The sequence below is a fragment of the Neisseria sp. Marseille-Q2251 genome, assembly GCF_940793045.1.
GTDB lineage: Bacteria > Pseudomonadota > Gammaproteobacteria > Burkholderiales > Neisseriaceae > Neisseria.
Genome location: NZ_CALNWV010000027.1, coordinates 1 through 20,625 on the forward strand (window position 1 = coordinate 1; position 20,625 = coordinate 20,625).

At 52.4% G+C, this 20,625-nt stretch carries 18 protein-coding genes; 11 read left to right on the forward strand and 7 right to left on the reverse strand.

What is annotated here, in order from left to right; translation table 11 throughout:
- Positions 1-103: 103 nt before the first annotated feature.
- Together AAG834_RS09310 and AAG834_RS09320 are read right to left on the reverse strand one after the other, a co-directional pair.
- A complete protein-coding gene (locus AAG834_RS09310; protein ID WP_342031953.1) occupies positions 104-724 on the reverse strand; it encodes a phosphatase PAP2 family protein in 621 nt (206 codons plus the stop codon).
- Between the two features lie 674 nt (positions 725-1,398).
- Positions 1,399-2,229, reverse strand: a complete 831-nt coding sequence (locus tag AAG834_RS09320) for an ATP-grasp domain-containing protein (protein ID WP_342031954.1) — start codon at positions 2,227-2,229, stop codon at positions 1,399-1,401.
- 258 nt (positions 2,230-2,487) lie between these two features.
- On the opposite strand from AAG834_RS09320, the gene AAG834_RS09325 reads away from it, so the two are divergent.
- The 4 genes from AAG834_RS09325 to AAG834_RS09340 all read left to right on the forward strand — a co-directional run bounded on the left by AAG834_RS09325 (position 2,488) and on the right by AAG834_RS09340 (position 6,836).
- Positions 2,488-3,603 carry an ABC transporter substrate-binding protein gene (locus AAG834_RS09325; protein ID WP_070602996.1) on the forward strand — a complete coding sequence of 372 codons (1,116 nt, stop codon included), beginning with the start codon at positions 2,488-2,490 and terminating at the stop codon, positions 3,601-3,603.
- A 745-nt stretch (positions 3,604-4,348) separates the two neighbouring features.
- Positions 4,349-5,395, forward strand: coding sequence for a FecCD family ABC transporter permease (locus AAG834_RS09330; RefSeq protein ID WP_342031955.1), 1,047 nt, complete (start codon positions 4,349-4,351; stop codon positions 5,393-5,395).
- 10 nt (positions 5,396-5,405) lie between these two features.
- Positions 5,406-6,173, forward strand: coding sequence for an ABC transporter ATP-binding protein (locus AAG834_RS09335; protein WP_342031956.1), 768 nt, complete (start codon positions 5,406-5,408; stop codon positions 6,171-6,173).
- A 231-nt stretch (positions 6,174-6,404) separates the two neighbouring features.
- On the forward strand, positions 6,405-6,836 hold the full coding sequence (locus AAG834_RS09340; protein ID WP_342031957.1) for a plastocyanin/azurin family copper-binding protein: 432 nt from the start codon (positions 6,405-6,407) through the stop codon (positions 6,834-6,836).
- A gap of 75 nt (positions 6,837-6,911) precedes the next feature.
- Here the strand turns inward: AAG834_RS09340 and AAG834_RS09345 are convergent, their stop codons facing one another.
- On the reverse strand, positions 6,912-7,808 hold the full coding sequence (locus tag AAG834_RS09345; protein WP_342031958.1) for a LysR family transcriptional regulator: 897 nt from the start codon (positions 7,806-7,808) through the stop codon (positions 6,912-6,914).
- Positions 7,809-7,930: 122 nt separating this feature from the next.
- Between AAG834_RS09345 and AAG834_RS09350 the strand changes: the two genes are divergently transcribed.
- The 3 genes from AAG834_RS09350 to AAG834_RS09360 all read left to right on the forward strand — a co-directional run bounded on the left by AAG834_RS09350 (position 7,931) and on the right by AAG834_RS09360 (position 9,853).
- Positions 7,931-8,332 (forward strand): DoxX family protein, encoded by a 402-nt coding sequence (locus AAG834_RS09350; protein WP_342031959.1) that lies wholly within the window; start codon positions 7,931-7,933, stop codon positions 8,330-8,332.
- 96 nt (positions 8,333-8,428) lie between these two features.
- A complete protein-coding gene (locus AAG834_RS09355) occupies positions 8,429-9,034 on the forward strand; it encodes a nitroreductase family protein (protein WP_342031960.1) in 606 nt (201 codons plus the stop codon).
- Positions 9,035-9,385: 351 nt separating this feature from the next.
- Complete coding sequence (locus AAG834_RS09360) at positions 9,386-9,853, forward strand: CinA family protein (RefSeq protein WP_009312532.1); 468 nt, start codon at positions 9,386-9,388, stop codon at positions 9,851-9,853.
- A 120-nt stretch (positions 9,854-9,973) separates the two neighbouring features.
- On the opposite strand, the gene AAG834_RS09365 is transcribed toward AAG834_RS09360, so the two are convergent.
- Positions 9,974-11,812: an autotransporter assembly complex protein TamA gene (locus AAG834_RS09365; protein ID WP_342031961.1), complete on the reverse strand. Its 1,839-nt coding sequence runs from the start codon at positions 11,810-11,812 to the stop codon at positions 9,974-9,976.
- 382 nt (positions 11,813-12,194) lie between these two features.
- Here AAG834_RS09365 and sstT point away from each other — a divergent pair, with 382 nt between their 5' ends.
- Positions 12,195-13,418, forward strand: coding sequence for a serine/threonine transporter SstT (sstT, locus tag AAG834_RS09375; RefSeq protein WP_342031962.1), 1,224 nt, complete (start codon positions 12,195-12,197; stop codon positions 13,416-13,418).
- A gap of 173 nt (positions 13,419-13,591) precedes the next feature.
- On the opposite strand, the gene AAG834_RS09380 is transcribed toward sstT, so the two are convergent.
- Positions 13,592-14,110: a hypothetical protein gene (locus AAG834_RS09380; RefSeq protein ID WP_308026851.1), complete on the reverse strand. Its 519-nt coding sequence runs from the start codon at positions 14,108-14,110 to the stop codon at positions 13,592-13,594.
- A gap of 33 nt (positions 14,111-14,143) precedes the next feature.
- Complete coding sequence (locus tag AAG834_RS09385) at positions 14,144-14,782, reverse strand: SH3 domain-containing protein (RefSeq protein WP_107825102.1); 639 nt, start codon at positions 14,780-14,782, stop codon at positions 14,144-14,146.
- Positions 14,783-15,017: 235 nt separating this feature from the next.
- Here AAG834_RS09385 and AAG834_RS09390 point away from each other — a divergent pair, with 235 nt between their 5' ends.
- The 3 genes from AAG834_RS09390 (at position 15,018) to purB (ending at position 17,623) form a co-directional block, all read left to right on the forward strand.
- Positions 15,018-15,428, forward strand: coding sequence for a helix-turn-helix domain-containing protein (locus tag AAG834_RS09390; protein ID WP_342031963.1), 411 nt, complete (start codon positions 15,018-15,020; stop codon positions 15,426-15,428).
- Between the two features lie 130 nt (positions 15,429-15,558).
- Positions 15,559-16,152 (forward strand): YdcF family protein, encoded by a 594-nt coding sequence (locus AAG834_RS09395; protein WP_342031964.1) that lies wholly within the window; start codon positions 15,559-15,561, stop codon positions 16,150-16,152.
- A 100-nt stretch (positions 16,153-16,252) separates the two neighbouring features.
- Complete coding sequence (gene purB, locus AAG834_RS09400) at positions 16,253-17,623, forward strand: adenylosuccinate lyase (RefSeq protein ID WP_342031965.1); 1,371 nt, start codon at positions 16,253-16,255, stop codon at positions 17,621-17,623.
- Positions 17,624-18,567: 944 nt separating this feature from the next.
- On the opposite strand, the gene glmS is transcribed toward purB, so the two are convergent.
- Positions 18,568-20,406, reverse strand: coding sequence for a glutamine--fructose-6-phosphate transaminase (isomerizing) (gene glmS, locus AAG834_RS09405; RefSeq protein WP_342031966.1), 1,839 nt, complete (start codon positions 20,404-20,406; stop codon positions 18,568-18,570).
- Positions 20,407-20,625 lie beyond the last annotated feature (219 nt).

Sequence of the window (20,625 nt, forward strand, 5' to 3'; positions counted from 1 at the left end):
TGCGGTTTGGCTGATGTTTTTGCATTGTTCGTAATAGTTTAAAGCTTTGTTTCTTAAGTCCGCAGAGTATGCCATGGTTAGACCTTAAAAGTTGAGTATTGTACTATTTTATTTTTAATTGACTATAATAAACCAACAACGCGGTCAGCGTGCCGTTTGTCCAGCCCGCCCAAACGTCGGTCGGGTAATGCACACCCAAATAAACGCGCGAAAAACCGGTACTCAGGGCAAAGGCAATGCCGATCAGCCACGCGACACGCCGATAGGGCGTCTCACGGCACAACATAATCATCATGACGGCAATGGCGGCGGAAAATGTACTGTGTCCGCTGGGAAACGAAAAATTGGTCTCTTCAATCATGCGCGGCCAAAACAGCGGTCGCGGACGCTCAAACCAATTTTTAATCAACAACATATTCAGCGTCGGTATCAAGGCAGCGGAAACGCAAAACAATGCGCCGCGACGGTTGCCGACCCGATATAGCCACCAAGCCGCGATGCCGATTAAAGGCACGGCAATGGCGGTTTTGCCCAAATAATGCAAAACAGTGGCAATAGGGAAAAAGCCTTCGCCGATGTTATGGTGAACCCACATCATTAAAGGTTTTTCAAATTCAAAACCGCCATGCGTGTGTAAATGGAAGGCAATCAACACCGCCAAAGGCAAAAATACCACACCGGCTATGAGCGCCGTGCGGCGGAAACGGATATGAAAATTGTGCATAAATCAAATAAAAATAGAGATTTGGAAAAGTTTTCCTGTTAATGAGCCATGTTTGATTAAAAACATTCGAAAGTGATAGTGCTTTTTATTAATTGTTGATAATTATTGCCTTTTTCTTACTGATAAATTAGGTAAATACACAAAGTAACTATTCTGACAATGCTATTCTAAGCGCCCGGCAAAGCGGTTCAATATAGTGGATTAACTTTAAATCAGGACAAGGCGACGAAGCCGCAGACAGTACAGATAGTACGGAACCGATTCACTTGGTGCTTCAGCACCTTAGAGAATCGTTCGCTTTGAGCTAAGGCGAGGCAACGCCGTACCGGTTTAAAGTTAATCCACTATAAAAGGGTATCCGCGTAAAGCCGCTAACTGCCTTACGGTACGCCATGATACCGAACGGCAGTATCAATAATAAACACAACAGCAAACATTTCGGAGGCTATATGTCAATTTTGTTTTTAAATTTAATCATGATCATCAGTTTGGCATCCATCGTCACACTCGCCGCAGTCTGGATGGTGGAGCCTAAATTGTAATGCCGATCAAAGGTTGACTGCCGAACGCAGTCGGTTTTCCTAAAGAGGTCGTCTGAAAACAAGCATAGCACGGTTCAAACCCGCTACCTTTGTTTTCAGACGACCTTTTTGGCATGAGTCCTTTATTTGTCGTCAACCCGCGATAACGCGCTTTACCGCCTGCACCATATCGGCAACCGCGTTTTCCGCGGTATGCAGGTAAAGGGCGGGTTCGACGAGTTCCAATTCGTTGAGCAGCAACCTGTCGCCGATCAGCGTCCCGTCTATGCGGGCGTATGCCGGTATTTCAGGCAGCATAGACAATATTTGCCGTGCGGTTTCGATTGCTTTTTTCGGCGGCGCGGCAGGGCTGACGGCGACGCCGTAGGCGGAATTGGCGCGCCATTCGCCTTGGGGCGGCATACGCAGTACGGCATGGCTGAAACGCCCGTCAAAAAACACCAGCGAGGTTTCGCCCGCCGTTTCGATTTCGCGGATATAAGGCTGGACGATGACGCCTTGCGGATAATCCTCCGCCTTCAACGACACTTCTCCCGCTCTGATTTTCGCCACACCGCGCCCGCTCTGCCCGATTACGGGTTTGACGACCGCTTCCCGCCAGCCCCGACTCTCTAAAACTTCTTCCAATTTTTCTTTTTCAGACGACGTCTGTACGCTCGGAATCACGTCCGCCCCCCATTCTGCTAAATCGCACAAATAACGTTTGTCCATGTTCCAACGCATCAGCCCGACGGGGTTGATAAACCTTTGCCCGCACGCTTCCGCTTCGGTCAGCCACTGCCCAAACGCTTCAGGCTCCGCCGCATAATCCCATGCACACAAAGGCAGGATGAAGGCGGATTTCGGGCGGTTTTGCCAAGGCGCGAAGGCGGTGGGTATGCCGTCCCGTGTCAGCGCGTCCGCCAACGGCAGCAGGTTGGACGGCGGTTCGGGATAGGCGAGGCAGGTGGTAATCGTCAGCATGGCGGACTTTCAAAAAATGAAATGACAGAATATTGACAAGAGGTTATGTCTTTGCTTGATGTTTCAGACGACCTTTTATCGGGCAAACGGCAGGCGTTGTCTAAACAATAAACACCATCACGCTTGCAATAAAAACTTCCCTGAATAACGGAACTTTTCCGTTTATTTTAAATCCATTAGTCTCGCATATAAATAATAAAGATTCTTATTCATATGTAAATTATATATAACATTATTTATTACAAGGATTTTACTCTAATGAAACTTTCGCGCTTCTCTTCCCTTGCCCTCGCCGCCGCATTGGCATTCGGCACTGCCGCCGCTCATGCCAAACCGGTTCAAATTACCGATGTCAACGGCCGCAAAGTAACCGTCGACCTGCCCGCCAAACGCGTGGTTTTGGGCTTTTATTATCAAGACTACATGGCCATCGGCGGCAAGGACGCGCTGAATAATGTGGTCGGTTTCTCCAAAGCGGTTTGGTCCGACTGGGCGCCGCCGAGCTGGGCGGCGTTCAGCAAAGCCGTGCCCAAGTTGAACCAGCTTGCCGATGTGGGCGAGTTGGAAGTCGGCACGTTCTCCGTTGAAAAATTATTGGCATTGAAACCCGATTTGCTGATTCTGGCAGACTGGCAGTACAAAGCTCTGGGTTCAGACCTTGCCCGCATCAACAAAGCGGGCATTCCGATTGTGGTGTTGGATTACAACGCGCAAACGGTCGCCAAACATATCCAATCGACCAAACTCATCGGCACGCTGACCGGCCAGCAGCAAAAGGCGGACAAATTGGCGGCAGACTACAAACGCATCGCCGACACCATCCAGGCGCGCGTGAAAAAAGCCAACCTGCCCAAGCCTAAAGTGTATGTCGAATTCGGCAACAAAGGCCCTGCCGAACACAGTTTTACCTTCGGCAAAAGCATGTGGGGTCCGATGGTGACACTGGTCGGCGGCAACAATATCGCCGCTTCTTCGGTCGAATTCTACGGCCCGATCAATCCTGAAAAAGTCCTCGCCGCCAAACCCGACGTGATCGTGATTACCGGCCGCGAAACCGAATTGAAGAAAAACCCTGCCGCCATGGTCATGGGCTGGAGCATTCCGAAAGCGGAAGCGGAAAAACGCTTGGCAGGCTTTGCCAAACGCGCCGGCTGGGCCAACCTGCCTGCGATTAAAAACAACCGCCTCTATGCCGCCTACCACGCCAACTCGCGCACGCTGTCCGACAGCGCATCGATTCAATTTATGGCCAAAGCGATTTATCCGCAGTTGTTCAAAGACTTCAATCCCGAAAAGACTTATATCGACTTCTACCGCCAAAACCTGCCGGTCGTGCCGAACGGTACGTTCTATCTGTATCCGAAAGGTCAGTAAGGCTGGTTTGCAGGTTTCAGACGACCTTTTTATGCGGAAGGTCGTCTGAAAGCAGCGTGGGTTTTGTACAGAACCGTAGCGTGGGCTTTGCCCACGGATAGCGTTTACAGAAATGATGGCGAACGGTATGGGGTTTCCCTGTTTTCGTGGGCGAAGCCCACGCTACGAATTCCTGTCGTGCCGAGTGGTAAGTTTTACCTGTATCCAAAAGGGCAATAAGGCTGGTTTGCAGGTTTCAGACGACCCTTTTATGCGAAAGGTCGTCTGAAAGCAGCGTGGATTTTGTACAGAAGCAGTAGCGTGGGCTTTGCCCACGGATGACGTTTGCGGAAATGATGGCGAACGGTATGAGGTTTTCCCTGTTTTCGTGGGCAAAGCCCACGCTACGAATTTCCGTCGTGCCGGGCGGGGAGTGTCAGGTGGGTTTGACTGTTTTGGCCCTCTCCCTAACCCTCTCCCGCGGGGAGAGGGAACAGATAACTGAAGTCCGACTATTGTTGTGATTCCCTACAATTTGCCCCCTCTCCCACGGGGAGAGGGGATCAGATAACTGAAGTCCGACCATTGTTTTGATTCCCTACAATTTGTTCCCTCTCCCCGCGGGAGAGGGTTAGGGAGAGGGCAATGCCGTTTGGAACGCCGTTATCCCGATTTTCAAAAAAACACCCTTCAAAACGGATACAGACAAAAGAGATGGTCGGGCATGGATGTCTGGCCTTGTTCCTTAATTTCAAAGGTTTGAAAAATGAATGATTCGGTTGTCGCCGAGATTGTGAAAAACCAGCGCAAGTTGGAAGGCAAGCGTTGGTTGATTGTTTTGATGTTTTTAATCATCGCGGCGGTCAGTTTTTTATTCGACATCGCCACCGGCCCGGCGATGACGGACATGCTGCCTGTCGGCGAAGTGGTCAATGTTTTGCTGGGCAAACCCGAAGTCGATGAAATGAACCGCCTGATTGTGATGGATTTGCGCCTGCCGATTGCGGTGATGGCGTTGGTGGTCGGTGCGGCTTTGGGTGTCGGCGGGGCGGAGATTCAAACGCTCTTGAACAATCCGATGGCCAGCCCTTATACGCTGGGTTTGGCGGCGGCGGCGGGTTTGGGCGCGTCGGCGGTGATTGCGTTCGGCGGTTTCGGGCTGCCTGAAACGGTCGCCGTTCCCATCGGTGCGTTTGTGATGACCATGCTGGCTTCGGGCATCTTGTTTCTGTTTGCTTCGGCGCGCCGCTTCAATTCGGCGATGTTGGTGTTGGTGGGGATTGCGCTGTTGTTTCTGTTTCAGTCGATTTTGTCGCTGATTCAATTTATCGCCGCGCCTGAGATTTCGCAGCAGATTCTGTTTTGGCTGTTCGGCAGTTTGAACAAGGCAACTTGGGAAACAGTCATCGTTACGGCGGCGGTTACGGCGGTATGCGTGATTCTGCTTTCGCGCGACGTGTGGAAGCTGACCGCGCTGCGTTTGGGCGAAGAACGCGCCGTCGGGCTGGGCATCAATCTGCAACTTTTGCGCCTGAAAACGCTGGTGCTGGTGGCGGTGATGACGGCAACGGCAATCAGTTTCGTCGGCGTGATCGGCTTTATCGGACTGGTTGCGCCGCATGTGGCACGGATTCTTTTGGGTGAAGACCAACGTTTTTTCCTGCCCGGCGCGATGCTGGCGGGTGCGGCGTTTTTGTCGGTCGCCAGCGTGTTGTCCAAGGTGATTATCCCCGGCGCGCTGTTTCCGGTGGGCATTGTTACGTCGTTTGTCGGCGTGCCGTTCTTCTTCTGGATTGTGTTAACGAAACGGTAGGTCGTCTGAAATGTTGAAACTTGAAAACGTCCATATCCGGCGCGGCGATTATGTGGTCGCCGACAGTATCGATTTGACGCTGGAACAAGGCAAAGTCTATTCCGTGCTCGGCCCGAACGGCACGGGCAAATCTTCGCTGATGAAAACGATTTTCGGCGAAGTGGCGCACAAAGGCACCATCCGCTACGGCAACGAAGTATTGAGCAAAATCCACCTGCAAAGCTGGCGCAAACGCATAGGCTATATGCCGCAGGATACCGCCGCCGAAGCCTCGCTGACCGCGTTGGAAGTCGTGCTGCTCGGCCGCATGGACGCGCTGCACATGCACGTCGGCGACGAACTGCTGCACGAAGCCGCAAGTATCATGGCGGAGCTGGGCATCGGCCATCTGGCGCACCGCGACGTCATGCGGCTTTCCGGCGGACAGCGGCAGCTCGTCATGTTTGCCCAAGTCATGCTGCGCCGCCCCGAAATCCTGATGCTGGACGAACCGGTCAGCGCGCTGGATATGCACCATCAACTCAATCTTTTAGAACGCGTGGTGCAATACACGCACGAACACAATCTGGTTACGCTAATGGTCTTGCACGATTTGAGCCTCGCCGCGCAGTTTTCAGACGGCGTGATTCTGCTCGGCGAAGGCAAAGTACAGGCGCAGGGCGCGCCGCAGGACGTGTTGCAGGCAGAGATGATAGGCAGGCTGTACAAAGTGGACATCGAACTCTTATACGACAGCAAAGGCCTGCCCGTTATCCGCCCGATGCGGCAGAGTGCGTAACTTAACCGCCGCCGTCATTCCAATGGATTCCCCGCCTGCGCGGGAATGACGACGGTTAAAAATCAACAATCCGCTCCTGAAATGTCGGATTTGAGCATCCGGCCTGCGTTCTCCCTTCAACTTATCCCCTCTCCCGCTGGAGAGGGTTAGGGAGAGGGCGGTAAGCCCAAGGCTTACCTCTTCGACTCATCAGCCCGTCCCATATTTTTTATCCTTAGAAAGGACTCCCCCATGAAAGAATCCCTCTTCCTCCTCATGCTGACCGCTTCCCTTAGCGCATACGCCGCCAACCACGAAATCAAAATGCTCGACAACGGCAAAGACGGCAGCATGGTGTTCGAACCCGGCTACGTCAACGCCAAAGTCGGCGACACCGTAACCTTCAAAGCCGCCAACAAAGGCCACTGGGTGCAAAGCAAAGCCCTGCCCGACGGCGTTGCCGACTTCCTGTCCGAAGACGGCAAAGACTTCACCCTCAAACTCGACAAAGAAGGCGTATACGTCTATACCTGCCCGCCACACCGCATGATGAACATGAGCGGCGTGATTCAGGTCGGCAAACCGGTGAACAAAGCCAAAGCGCAAGCCGTCGTGGACGAACTGGAAAACCGCGCCATGCAGAGCAAGGGTCGTCTGAAAAAATACATGCAGCAGGTTAAATAAACCGCCACACAAACAAAAGGTCGTCTGAAACCGTTTCCCGTTTTCAGACGACCTCTTTAGTTTTAGACGATGACCTCATTCCCCATCCGCCGAAATCTTCTCGTTCAGAAAATCAATAAAACTGCGCACCTTCGCGCTTAAGAACGCCCTGTCCACATAAACTGCGTTTAATTGATCGGTTCGTACCCGATAGTCCGGCAGCAGGCGGACCAACCTGCCTTCCGCCAAATCCTGCCTGACCGACCACAGCGGCTGATAGGCGATGCCCGCGCCCGCCCTGATCAATTCGCGGATCATCAGCGTATTGTCGCTTAAAATCACCGGATTGAGTGTCAGAATGCTTTTTTCGCCCGTTTCCCGATGGGTGATTTCCAAATTGCGTTGGTCGGTGTAGGACGGCAGGATGGCGGGATGGCGCATGACTTCTTCGGGCGTTTGCGGCGTGCCGTGTTTCGCCAGATAGTCGGGCGAGGCGAGCAGGACGAATTGGATTTGCGCAAGCGGCTTGACGATAAGCGAGGGCGACAGGGTTTTTGCCACGCGCAAGGCGAGGTCGAAGCCTTCGGCAATCAAATCGACGTGGCGGTTGTCGAGTACCAAATCGAGCGTGACTTCGGGATAGCGTTCGCGGTATTCCGCCAGCCAGTTGCTGATTAAATTGCCCGCAAACCAAAGCGGCATGGTTACGCGCAACATGCCCTGCGGCGTGTCTGCCCCGCCTGCCGCCTTTTGCGCGGCGGTATCGAGCGTATCGAGCGCGTAGCTGCATTGGCGGTAGTATTCTTCGCCCGCTTCGGTCAGGTGGAGGTTGCGGCTGTTGCGGTGCAGCAGTTTGGCTTTAATCGAATTTTCCAGATGGCTGACGTGTTTGCTCGCCATCGCGGTGGAAATATCAAGCTGCTCGGCGGCGCGGGTGAAGCTGCCGCTTTGGACGACTTGGCGGAAAACTTTGAGGCTGAACAGGGTATCCATCTTTTCTTTTGGGGAAACGTTGTATCAATAAAAGCAGTATATATCTACTGGCAGTAATTATCTATACTGCCCAGATAAGATTAGTTTTCATTTCGTTCTTACATTTTGATTAGGAGTATGCCATGTCTGCAACCTGCGCCCGTATCCAACCTATTTTATTGTCCATTTTGCGTATCGTAACCGCCTACCTCTTCCTCTTGCACGGTACGGCAAAATTCTTCGGCTTCCCGACCGCCATGGGCAGCGGCTCGCCCGAAGGCTTGATGCTGGTGGCGGGTATTTTGGAAATCGTCGGCGGCATCATGCTGATTCTCGGAATGTTTACCCGTCCTACCGCCTTCGTCCTGTCCGGTCAGATGGCGGCTGCCTACTTTATGGCACACGCTGCCAAAGGTTCGGCGCTGTTCCCGCTTGCCAACGGCGGCGAATCGGCAGTCTTGTTCTGCTTCGTGTTCCTCTATCTCGCTGCAGCCGGCGGCGGCTCATTGGCATTGGACAACCTGATTGGCAAAGACAAAGCCTGATGTACCCAAAGGTCGTCTGAAAACAAGCAAAGCGGGTTTTACGAATAGATTTCTAAACCCGCCAACCGATTAAACATCAATCAAAGGAAAAACAAAATGACTTATCAAACCTTGCAACAAGCGGCAGAAACCCGCCGTTCCATTTACACACTGAATAAAAACCTGCCTGTCAGCAACAAAGAAATCAGCGAAATCGTCAAACACGCCGTCTTACACACGCCTTCTTCCTTCAACTCGCAATCCACCCGCGTCGTCGTCCTCTTCGGCGAAGAACACGGCAAAGTGTGGCAATTCGTTGAAGACGCATTGCGCGCCATCGTGCCTGCCGAACAATTCGAGCCGACCGCGCAAAAATTAAACCTGTTCAAAGCAGGCGCGGCGACCATTTTGTTCTTCGAAGACCAAAACGTCGTCAAAGGCCTGCAAGAGCAGTTCCCTTCTTATGCCGCCAATTTCCCCGTTTGGGCGGACCATGCGAACGCGATGACGCAATACGCTATCTGGACAACGCTTGCCGCCGCCGGCGTGGGCGCGAACCTGCAACACTACAACCCGCTGCCCGACGCCGCCATCGCCAAAGAGTGGAACCTGCCCGAAAGCTGGCTTCTGCGCGCGCAAATGGTTATCGGCGGCATCGAAGCGCCTGCCGGTGAAAAAACCTTCGAACCGGTGGAAAACCGTTTGAAAGTGTTCGGCGCATAATTGCCCGTCAAACAGAAAAAGGTCGTCTGAAAACCAATTTAGGTTTCAGACGACCTTTTGGTCAAATGGGCAAGGCTCAGGATAAACCAATCCGCAGCGTGGGCTTTGCCTGCGATCTCCCACCGAACATCCCTATCCAATCCTCCCTGTTCATCCGTGGGTAGAACCCACGCTGCGGGCGACCGACGGTTTAACGGATAGGGCAAAGCACAAAAGGTCGTCTGAAAAATTGGGATTCCGGTTTATTCCGGTTTTCAGACGACCTTTCGCCCACTCTCTGCAATCCTTCTATAATAGGGTCTCCACCCAACCCAATATTTCGGGGAAACCCGCCCAGCGAAAGGACATCCCATGACCGCCCTGCAAACCATCGCCGAACACCTCACCCGACACCGCCAAACCGTCACCTGCGCCGAATCCTGCACCGGCGGCCTGTTGGCGGGCGCGTTCACCAGCATTGCAGGCAGCTCGCAATGGTTTCATCAAAGTTTCGTCACTTACAGCAACCAAGCCAAAGAAGAACGCCTCGGCGTCATGCCCGACACGCTGCTGCAACACGGCGCGGTCAGCCGCGAAACCGTTTACGAAATGGCGCGCGGTGCGAAAGCCGTCGCCCAAGCCGACTACGCCCTCAGTATTTCCGGCATCGCAGGCCCGGGCGGCGGCAGCGCGGCGAAACCTGTCGGCACGGTTTGGTTCGGTTTGTCCACACCAACCGAATCATTGGAACAGATGCAAGTCTTCAGCGGCGACCGCGAAGCCGTCAGAACACAGGCCGTCGAGTTTGCCCTCAATCTTTTGGCAAAACATTTGGTCTGACCGTTTTTTGTCGGCTGCGAATCCGTTGGCTTTTGAAAATCCGATGTATGCGGTTTTCACATACCACATAAAAAAGCAGGGATGCCATCACGCACCCCTGTTTTTTGTTTTCAGACGACCTTAAAACCTTGTGCCCAAGCTGATGTGCCAACGGAGTTTTTTGTCTTGGTGTCCGTAGGCGACGTCGAAGGAGAACGGGGCGACGGGGCTGAACCAGCGCACGCCGAGGCCAGTGCCGTGTTTCATGCTCATGCGTTTGAAGTTGCCTGCGGCATCGCCGACATCGTGGAAGACGGCGCCGGATACGCTTTTGGTAATCGGGAATTGGTATTCGAGGCTGCCGACCAGTAATGCCCTATCGGGGAGGACGGAATTGTTCGGACCTGCCAGACCGATGCTGTCGAGCTCGTAACCGCGTACGGAAGAGGCGCCGCCGGTGCGGAACATGAGGCTGGAAGGTACGTCTTCGCCTTCGCGGGCATAAACGTAGCCTGCCTGCCCGCGGACGATGAAGGTGCCGAGTTTTTTGTTTTCGGGTGTGTAGAAATAGCCTGCGCGGGCGGTGGCACGCGCCATGGTGGTGGAGGACAGGAAGTTGCCCAGCGTTGCGCCGATTTTGCCGTCGAGGTAGTAGCCGTTTTCGGGACGCAGCTCGGTTTCGATGTTTTGGCGTTTCCACGAGGCGGTCAGCATGGTGGCGTGGCTGCGGCCGAGGTCGTAATTGGTATCGGGCACTTTGCGGTCTTCAGTGATGAATTCGATACCGAGGCGCGATTCGATGCCGTTGCGGTCGCGCACGCGCCAAATACCGCTGGTCAGGGCGCGTTTTTCAAGGTTTTGGGTGGTCGAGCGATTGTAGGATGTGTTGGTCGTCCAGTATTTGCCTTCGCTGTTGCGCGGCTGGCTGATACCGGCGGCGAGGGTGGTTTCGTATTTGTCCATGTCCCAAACGACGGAGCCGATGTAGCCTTTGTTGAAGAGGTTGTAGTAGTCATAGCCGATGCGTCCGCCGAGGCCGTATTCGGAATCGTAGCGGATACCGGTTTCGAGTTTGTGGCGTTTGACTTCGGTAACGTTGACTTTGACGGGCACACGATCGCCTTGGAGGCGGTCGAAGTCGGCTTGGACGGATGCGCCGGAGTAATGTCCGTTTTGTTCGAGCGCTTGTTGGAAGTCGAGCAAGAGGTCGAGGTCGTAGGGTGCGCCGGGTTTGAAGCGTGCCAGGCCGGCAACGACGTTTTCGGGATAACGGCGGGTGCCGGTGATTTCAAAGTCGCCGAAATAAATGGGGCGGTTGCTTTCGACGGTAACGTTGAGGTCTGCGGTGTTGTTGTTGGGATTGACAGTGGCTTGGCTGTTGCTGAGTTTGGCAAGCGGGTATTTTTTGCGGGTTACTGCGCTGAGAACGGAGGTTTTGCTGCTGCTCCAGCCTTCTTGATCGAAGTTTTCGCCGACGGGCTGTTGCCAGTTCGCCATGGCTTTTTGGTAATACTCGGCAAGGTTGTTGTCTGACAGGATGTCGCCGAGGATGGCGACGCTGACGTTGTCGATTTTGGTGCGCGGGCCGGGATTGACGGCGACGGTGTAGCTCGAACCGTTGTCTTGGACGTTGACGCTGCCGTTGAAATAGCCTTTGGTTTTGAGCATGGTTTTGACGTTGTCGGGCGTTTCTTCGGCGAGGAAGCCGACCTGCTCTTTGTCCAACTCTTCGTCCTGCTGCTGGGTAATCAGCGGCAGGTATTCTTCGAGCATGGATTTGACTTCGCTGTTTTTGGTTTCGATTTTGACGGGAAACTTGGGCGTCAGTTTGCCTGCTTTGGCAGCCTGCTCGGATTGCCCGCCCTGCTTGAAGCCGGGAATCGGTTCGTAGTCTTCGGCACGCGGCAGATCGGCTGCGGTTGCGTGTCCGTAGGCAAGGGCGAGTGAGGCAATCAGGATGGGCGAAGTCAGTCTGGTCATGGCAAAAAATGTTTCAACGGCAGAAGGGTTCTAAATTCTACCATTATAGTGGATTAAATTTAAATCAGGACAAGGCGACGAAGCCGCAGACAGTACAGATAGTACGGCAAGGCGAGGCAACGCCGTACTGGTTTAAAGTTAATCCACTATATTTTCAATCGGGTTTAAAACCCGCCCGAGACGGAGGGGTCGTCTGAAAAGGTGGATACCAAAAAACACATTTACCCATTCAATACAAAAAATCAGGCACAAACTGTCCGACAAGTCCAAAAACAGGGCATTTTCCGCCACAACAATCGATTTGATATGTAAACCTGCGCAATAATTGATATTTTCTTTTAAAATGCAACGTTTCTTAACACATAAAGTAAGAGGATGTATCATGGCAAGTGGTAATCCACTGCTAAACGCAGTCAACCGTATCGGACTCGTACCGCAAATCATCATCGGTTTGATGTTGGGCGTCTTGGTCGGTACCATCTCCCCGAAAGCAGGCTTAGGAGCGGGGCTGCTCGGCGAATTGTTCGTCGGCGCATTAAAAGCCGTCGCCCCCGTATTGGTGTTTGTCTTAGTGACCGCCGCGCTGGTGCAATACCGCAAAGGCGGCGAAGCCAAAATCAAACCCATCATTATTCTGTATCTCGTCGGCACATTTGCCGCAGCCGCCGTCGCCGTTGCCGCCAGTATGGCATTCCCGACCGCGCTGGTGTTTAAAGACGTTGCCACCTCCGCCCTCGCCCCGCCCTCCGGCATCATCCAAGTCCTCAAAGAGCTTTTGATGAAGCTCGTGTCCAACCCGATTAACGCCATCGCACAAGCCAACTACATCGGCATTCTCGCATGGGCGTTGGTTTTAGGCTCCGCATTGCGCCACCATGGCTCCGACACCACCCGCCAAGTCGTCGCCGACCTCTCCGACGCCGTGACCACCGTCGTGCAATGGGTTATCCGTTTCGCCCCCTTGGGTATTTTCGGACTGGTCTCCCAAACCGTCGCCGAAACCGGCTTTGCCGCCTTCCTCAGCTACGGACGCCTGCTGGCAGTCCTGCTCGGCAGCATGGCATTCATCGCCCTCGTCGTGAACCCGCTCATCGTCTGGTCGCAAACCCGCAAAAACCCTTACGGACTGGTCTTCACCTGCCTGCGCGAAAGCGGGCTCTACGCCTTCTTCACCCGCTCCTCCGCCGCCAACATCCCCGTCAACATGGCATTGGCGAAAAAACTCGGTTTGCATGAAGACACCTACTCCGTCTCCATCCCGCTGGGCGCAACCATCAACATGGCAGGTGCGGCGATTACCATTACCGTCTTAGCCATGGCGGCCGCCCACACCAAAGGCATCGTCGTCGACTACCCAACCGCCTTGCTCTTGAGCCTCGTCGCCACCGTCGGCGCATGCGGCGCATCCGGCGTTGCCGGCGGCTCGCTGCTGCTGATCCCCGTCGCCTGCAGCCTCTTGGGCATCGACAACGACTTCGCCATGCGCGTCGTTGGCGTCGGTATGATTATCGGCGTTATCCAAGATTCCGCCGAAACCGCCCTCAACTCCTCCACCGACGTACTCTTTACCGCCGCCGCCGACCTAGGCAGCCGCCGCAAAGGTTAAAGACTCGGTTGTTTTGTAAAACGTGAAAAAGGTCGTCTGAAATTTCAGACGACCTTTTTTCTATAACACATATGAATTAGATTATTGAATCCAACATTTCACGAACATAGGAACAGTTTCAGTAGCTAATTAAGTATAGCTTCGGCAACTGCAACTATTCAATCTTACACGGATTAGTACCCGAATTGTTCCCTACGTCCAAGATAAGTACGATTCAATACTTTCATATCAGACAATCTGATTTTATTCAAATAAATATCATCGGCACAGCAATTACCGTCATCGGCACCAAATTCTCCGTTCCTGAATATCCAAATTCCGTTAGAAACAGTCATGCCTTTGGGGTCAATGAAACGGTCGTTGATCACATAGTTATCTTCCTCATTAATTTTACGTAATAAATCAACGTCGTTTACTTGAAATCTTCCATTCACCCTACTGACTTCTGCCAAATGTGATGTGGTTGTCCCACTTCCTATAGAACATGGGGCATTGCGGTACGGTTCTTTATGCCCACTTGTTGAGTAAAATACATAAATCTTGCCATTAGCTTCGAAAAATCTTTCGTCGTGATCGCCACCTCCGCAAAGTTCGACTGCAGCATTTCTAATCATTGTAACAATTTGAGATTTGCTTTCTGCGTAAGCCATGTTAGAAAAACACAAAGCGGCAATAAGTATTAATTTTTTCATATTGTTCCCTTTTTAAAATGAATTGAGATTGAACTAGTGCTCAAAATTGTCCATGATGGCATCTTGAGAATAACCACGCTGTAAATAAGCATCCGAAACATAACCAGTCAAGCCATCAACCTGTACTTTTACCCAACAACCGCCGTTTGCGTTATTACAGTTGTTGGTTATGGCGACAACCTGTACTTGTTGTCCATCCCGTAATTGGGTAATAGAAACGGCTGAAGCAGAAGGAGCACCTCGCAGATTTAATGAGCCGTAACCTGATTCCGAAATCACAAAAGCAGGATAACGCGCTAATTTTTCGGAAGTTTTAGTTTGCTGCCCCTCGACAGCCTTTTTCTTTTCTGCCGCTTGTTTTTGAGCCTCCTCTTTTTTCTTGTTTGCTTCTTCTTTTTTCTGCTCTTCTTCCAAATTTTGTTTCATTTTCAAGTCTTCTTGCGCATTCTGGTATGCCTGTTCATAAAGCGCGGTCTCACGCTCCTGTTGCTCAAGCCGTTTACGATGTTCCTGCTCTTGATTTTCGCGGTCGGTTTGTTGTTTTTGCTGTTGTGCCAATTGTTCTTTTAATGCTGCCAGCTCTTTTTGCGTTTCGCTTTCCTGTTGATTACAAGCTACGAGTAACGCTAATGACAAAAAACTGACAAAAATACCGGAAAAGGCTTTTTTCATATTTACTCTCTAAAGATTTTGAATGAATGGAAAAGTATTGAAGATTTAATACATTCAGTAATTGATTATTGCCGACATTTTGCTTTACTAATTAATGCATAAATTTGCAAAGATATGCCATTCAGGATAATATATTTACCGCGCATCACTTATCAATACCAATTATTATGATTTAAGACCGTTTATCGGAATAAATTCCCAATTTTAATTACATTCGACTACAAGGAGGCTGTGAATGTCTGTCAACAACAAAATCCGTGCTTTGCGTGAGTTGAACAATTGGTCACAGGAAGATATGGCAGAACGGCTGAATATGTCGAAAAGCAGTTATTCTCGGCTTGAACGGGACGAGAGAAAATTGGATTTAGCGAAGTTGGAAAAGCTGGCGGCAATTTTTAAAATCGATATTGGTGAATTGATTGCTTCGGATGATAAAGAATTAGTTTTATTGATCGGAACGAACAACAGCAACAATCCCGATTATGGGGCAAATGGGCAGATTACGATTGAACTCGAAAAACTAAAGCTAGGCTTGGAACACAGCCGTGAACTGCTGGCTCACAAGGATTTGCTGCTGGCGCAAAAGGATCGGGAGATTTCAGCTTTGCGGCAGTTGGTAGCGCAGTTGCAAAAGTTAAGTTATTAAAGAATGAAAGGTCGTCTGAAAATCCTGTTTTCAGACGACCTTTTGCTGTATGAATTTCGTAAAATTAAGGAATAATCGGAACCTGCCTGTACAGCCGCGTTCCAATAATTTTCATCGTTTTAGGATTCGGATGTTCAAAAAAGCCCTTGTTTTTATATTGATTTTATTCTTTACCGCTGCGCTTTTGCCGTTGTGGATTATATGGCGTGATTTTCAGGTATCGCGCTTGGATGCGGATACGGTGCGTCCGGCGGATGCTGCGGTTGTGCTTTCGACCCGTTCTTATGAAGGGGGTCGTCTGAATCCTTGTTTGGTGGCGCGCGTTGAAGCGGCTGTCGAGCTGTATCGTGCCGGCAAGGTGAAAAAACTGGTGATGTCGGGCGGACTCAGCCGCGATTTTCAGTCTGCTTCGGGCAATATGCAGGCGATTGCGGAGAAGATGGGGGTGCCGAAGGCGGACATTATCCAAGAGCGACGGGCGGAAAATACGTTTGAGAACATTGTGTTCAGCCGCGATTTTATTGAAAACAGCCCGCGCGTCGTCATTGTCAGCGCCGGTTTTCATTTGGCGCGGGCGCAGATGATGGCGGACAAGCAGTGGCAGGGACACGATATACAGGTGTATGCCGCGCCGTTTTGTTCCGAGCCTTACGGCGGCTATGGTTACACGGTATTGCGCGAGTCGGCGGCGTTTGTCAAAAACGCTTTGAAGGGAAGGTTGTAGTTTCAGACGACCCGAAGTTGCCGGGTCAAATCATGTATAATTGCAAACAATTTGACTGTTTGATTTAACCGTTTGACCGACCTACCGACAGGACTCCGACATGATCAACCCTATCGCTGCACTTTCCCCCCTAGACGGCCGCTACGCCCAATCCGTTGAAGCATTGCGTCCGATTTTCTCCGAATACGGCCTGATGAGGGCGCGCGTCAAAGTCGAATTGAGCTGGCTCAAAGCCCTCGCCGCCGAACCGAAAATCACCGAAATTCCCGCCTTCAGCGATTTCACGCTTGCCGAAATCGACAAAGTCATCGAAAACTTTTCACTGGAAGACGCAGCTGCCGTCAAAGCCATCGAAGCGACCACCAATCATGATGTCAAAGCCATCGAATACTGGCTCAAAGAACGCTTCGCCGGCGTACCCGAAGTCGCCGCCGCCAGCGAGTTCATCCACTTTGCCTGCACCAGCGAAGACATCAACAACCTGTCCCACGCCCTGATGCTGCAAGAGGCGCGCGAAACCGTTATCCTGCCCAAACTGGCCGAAATCATCGAAAAACTCACCGGCATGGCGCACGACCTTGCCGCCGTCCCCATGATGAGCCGCACCCACGGCCAGCCCGCCACGCCGACCACCTTGGGCAAAGAAACCGCCAACATCGTGTACCGCCTGCAACGCCAGTTCAAAAACCTTCAGGCGCAAGAATTCCTCGGCAAAATCAACGGCGCCGTCGGCAACTACAACGCCCACATGGTCGCCTATCCCGACGTCGATTGGGAAAACCACTGCCGCAACTTCGTCGAAATCAGCCTCGGCCTGACCTTCAACCCCTACACCATCCAAATCGAGCCGCACGACTACATGGCTGAATTCTTCCAAACCCTCAGCCGCATCAACACCATCCTGATTGACTTCAACCGCGACGTTTGGGGTTATATTTCATTGGGTTACTTCAAACAAAAAGTCAAAGCGGGCGAAGTCGGCTCTTCCACCATGCCGCACAAAGTCAACCCCATCGACTTTGAAAACTCCGAAGGCAACCTCGGCATGGCCAACGCCGTATTGGGCTTCTTATCCGAAAAACTGCCCGTTTCCCGTTGGCAGCGCGACCTGACCGACAGCACCGTCCTGCGCAATATGGGCGTAGGCGTAGGCTATGCCGTGTTGGGTTTCGCCGCCCACCTGCGCGGTCTGAACAAGCTCGAACCCAACCCCGCCGCGCTGGCTGCCGATTTGGATGCCACTTGGGAACTGCTCGCCGAACCGATTCAAACCGTGATGCGCCGCCACGGCGTCGCCAATCCTTACGAAAAACTGAAAGACCTGACGCGCGGCAAAGGCGGCATCACGCCCGAAGTGCTGAAAGTCTTCATCGAATCGCTGGAAATCCCCGCCGAAGCCAAATCCCAACTGCTCGCCCTGACCCCCGCGCTGTACATCGGCAAAGCGGAAGAATTGGCAAAACGGATTTGATGCAGACTTAATGATTTGAGATTGAATCGACACAAAAGGTCGTCTGAAAACCAAGATTCAGGTTTTTCAGACGACCTTTTCGTCAAGTAGGCATCGATTCTGGATGAGCCTACCCGTAGCGCGGGTTCTACCCGCGAAACAGATGCAATCACAAATACCCGACTCAGACTGACAGGCGGCAAATCTCGTGGGCAAAGCCCACGCTACGGGGTTCGGCTTATCCACAGCGTGTTTTGATTAATCAGGGTCGTCTGAAAACTGGGAAACCTAAGTTTTCAGACGACCTCTTTTCAATCTTAAATTCCACTTCTTAATCAGATCAGGAAATAGATAAGACACCCTCAAAACAAACCGTAGCGCGGGTTATATAGCTATCCGTAGCGTGGTTTTTACCCACAGAATGAACAGAGATGTTTTGATTCGGATGTTTGGACGGCAGGTTCGCGGGCGAAGCCCACGCTACGGCTTGGTTTATCCTAAAGCTATGTCCACTTAACGACAGGTCGTCTGAAAATCAGAATATTCGGTTTTTCAGACGACCTATTCTTTATCCTATCCCTCTAACCGTTTCCAATACCGAATTCACAAATGCTCATGCCGTCATTCCCGCGCAGGCGGGAATCCACTTTTGAATTTTGGAAACTGTTTTTCAAATATCTGCTTCTGAAAATTGCCGATGGTTTCCCGCCGTAGCCTGTCCTTGCGTAGGCGGGCGCGGGAATGACGGCGGATGATGCTGTATCAAAAACTCAGCCGCCCGTAGCGTGGGTTTTACCCACGAATGGAACAGAGAGGATTGGATTTAGATGTTTGGACGGCAGGTTCGTGGGCGAAGCCCACGCTACTGGTTCGGCTTATCTCAAGTACGAGTTGATTTAAAAAAGGTCGTCTGAAAACTTGGATTTCCCAGTTTTCAGACGACCTTTTACCGTTCAAATCGGGCTTTATTCAACTGTAACCGATTTCGCCAGATTGCGCGGTTTGTCTACGTCCGTACCGCGTGCGAGGGCAGCGTGGTAGGACAGGAGCTGCACGGGGATGGTGTGCACGATCGGCGAGAGTACGCCGACGTGGCGCGGGGCGCGGATGACGTGCACGCCGTCGGTGGCGTTGAAATTGCTGTCCAAGTCGGCGAAGACGAAGAGTTCGCCGCCGCGTGCGCCGACCTCCTGCATGTTGGCTTTGACTTTGTCCAGCAAACCGTCGTTCGGTGCGATGACGACGACGGGCATGTTTTCGTCCACCAATGCCAGCGGGCCGTGTTTCAATTCGCCTGCGGGATAGGCTTCGGCGTGGATGTAGGTGATTTCTTTCAGCTTCAACGCGCCTTCGAGGGCAATCGGGAAGTGGATGCCGCGACCTAAAAACAGTGCGCTGTTTTTCTTGGCGAATTTTTGCGCCCAAGTGGCGATTTGCGGCTCAAGGTTGAGGGCGTGTTGGATGCTGCCGGGCAGTTGGCGCAGTTCTTCGACGTATTCGCGCGCTTTTTCGGCGGAAACCAAACCGCGCTGTTTGCCCAGCGTTACCGCCAAGCCGAACAAAACAACCAGTTGCGTGGTGAACGCTTTGGTGGAGGCGACGCCGATTTCTGCGCCAGCACGGGTGTACAGTACCAATTCGCTTTCGCGCGGCAGGGCGGACTCCATGACGTTGCAGATGGACAGGCTATGTTTGTGTCCCAAAGACTGCGCGTATTTCAGGGCTTCCATCGTGTCCAAGGTTTCGCCGGATTGGGAAATGGTGATGACCAATTGTTTCGGATCAGCAATCACGTCTCGGTAGCGGTATTCGCTGGCGATTTCGACGTCGGTCGGCATTTTGGCGATGGATTCGAGCCAGTATTTGGCGGTCAGCGCGGCGTAGTAGGACGTGCCGCAGGCAAGGATTTTGATGCTGCGGATGTCGTCGAACACTTCGCGTGCGTTCGCGCCGAAGTTTTCGGGTTCGAAGCCGCCGTCAAGGAACACTTCGGCGGTATCGGCGATGGCGCGCGGCTGTTCGTGGATTTCTTTTTGCATGAAGTGGCTGTATGGGCCCAACTCCAGCGAAGCGAGCGACAACTCGGATACCTTGACTTTGCGTTGGGTATCGGCACCGGTTTTGTCGATCAGTTTTTCAATACCGTTCGCACTCAATACGGCGATGTCGCCGTCTTCCAAATAGGCGATGCGGCGGGTAAAGGCGATGACGGCGGATACGTCGGAGGCGATGAAGGTCTCTTGGTCGCCCAATGCCACCAAGAGCGGGCAGCCCATGCGTGCAACTACCATTTCTTCGGGCTTATCCTGCGCCATCACGGCGATGGCGTACGCGCCGTGAAAACGGGCAGTAGCTGCGCGGACGGCTTCAAACAGTTTGCCGCCGTTTTGGGTGTATTCGTGATTGACGCTGTGGGCGATGACTTCGGTATCGGTTTGCGATTCGAAGGTGTAACCCAAGGCTTTGAGGCGTTCGCGTTCGGCTTCGAAGTTTTCGATGATGCCGTTGTGGACGACGGCAATCATGCCACCGGAGATGTGGGGGTGGGCGTTTGGTTCGGTTACGCCGCCGTGGGTCGCCCAGCGGGTATGGCCGATGCCGATATGGCCGAACACGCCTTTTTCGCGCGCGGCGTCTTCCGTCAGCTGCACGCGGCCGACACGGCGCACGCGCTTGATTTTGCCGTCTGTATTCACGGCGATACCCGACGAGTCGTAGCCCCGATATTCAAGGCGTTTGAGACCGTCGGTCAGAAAATCGACTACATTGTGGTTGGCGCGGATAGCGCCGACGATACCGCACATATAAGTTCCTTAGTATCTAAAGTTGAAAAAAGACAAGACGCCGGCTTCCGTACGCCTTGCCCGCACATTATATCAGAGCGTAATATATCATACTGAATTTTAAAGAAATTAACAGTAAATCCAACTGATTGATTGCTTTAAAAATAGTTTCAAATATCAGGCTTTCCGCCGTTTGAGTGCCATATGGCGGATTAGTTTTATCGAATAGGTTGATATGCT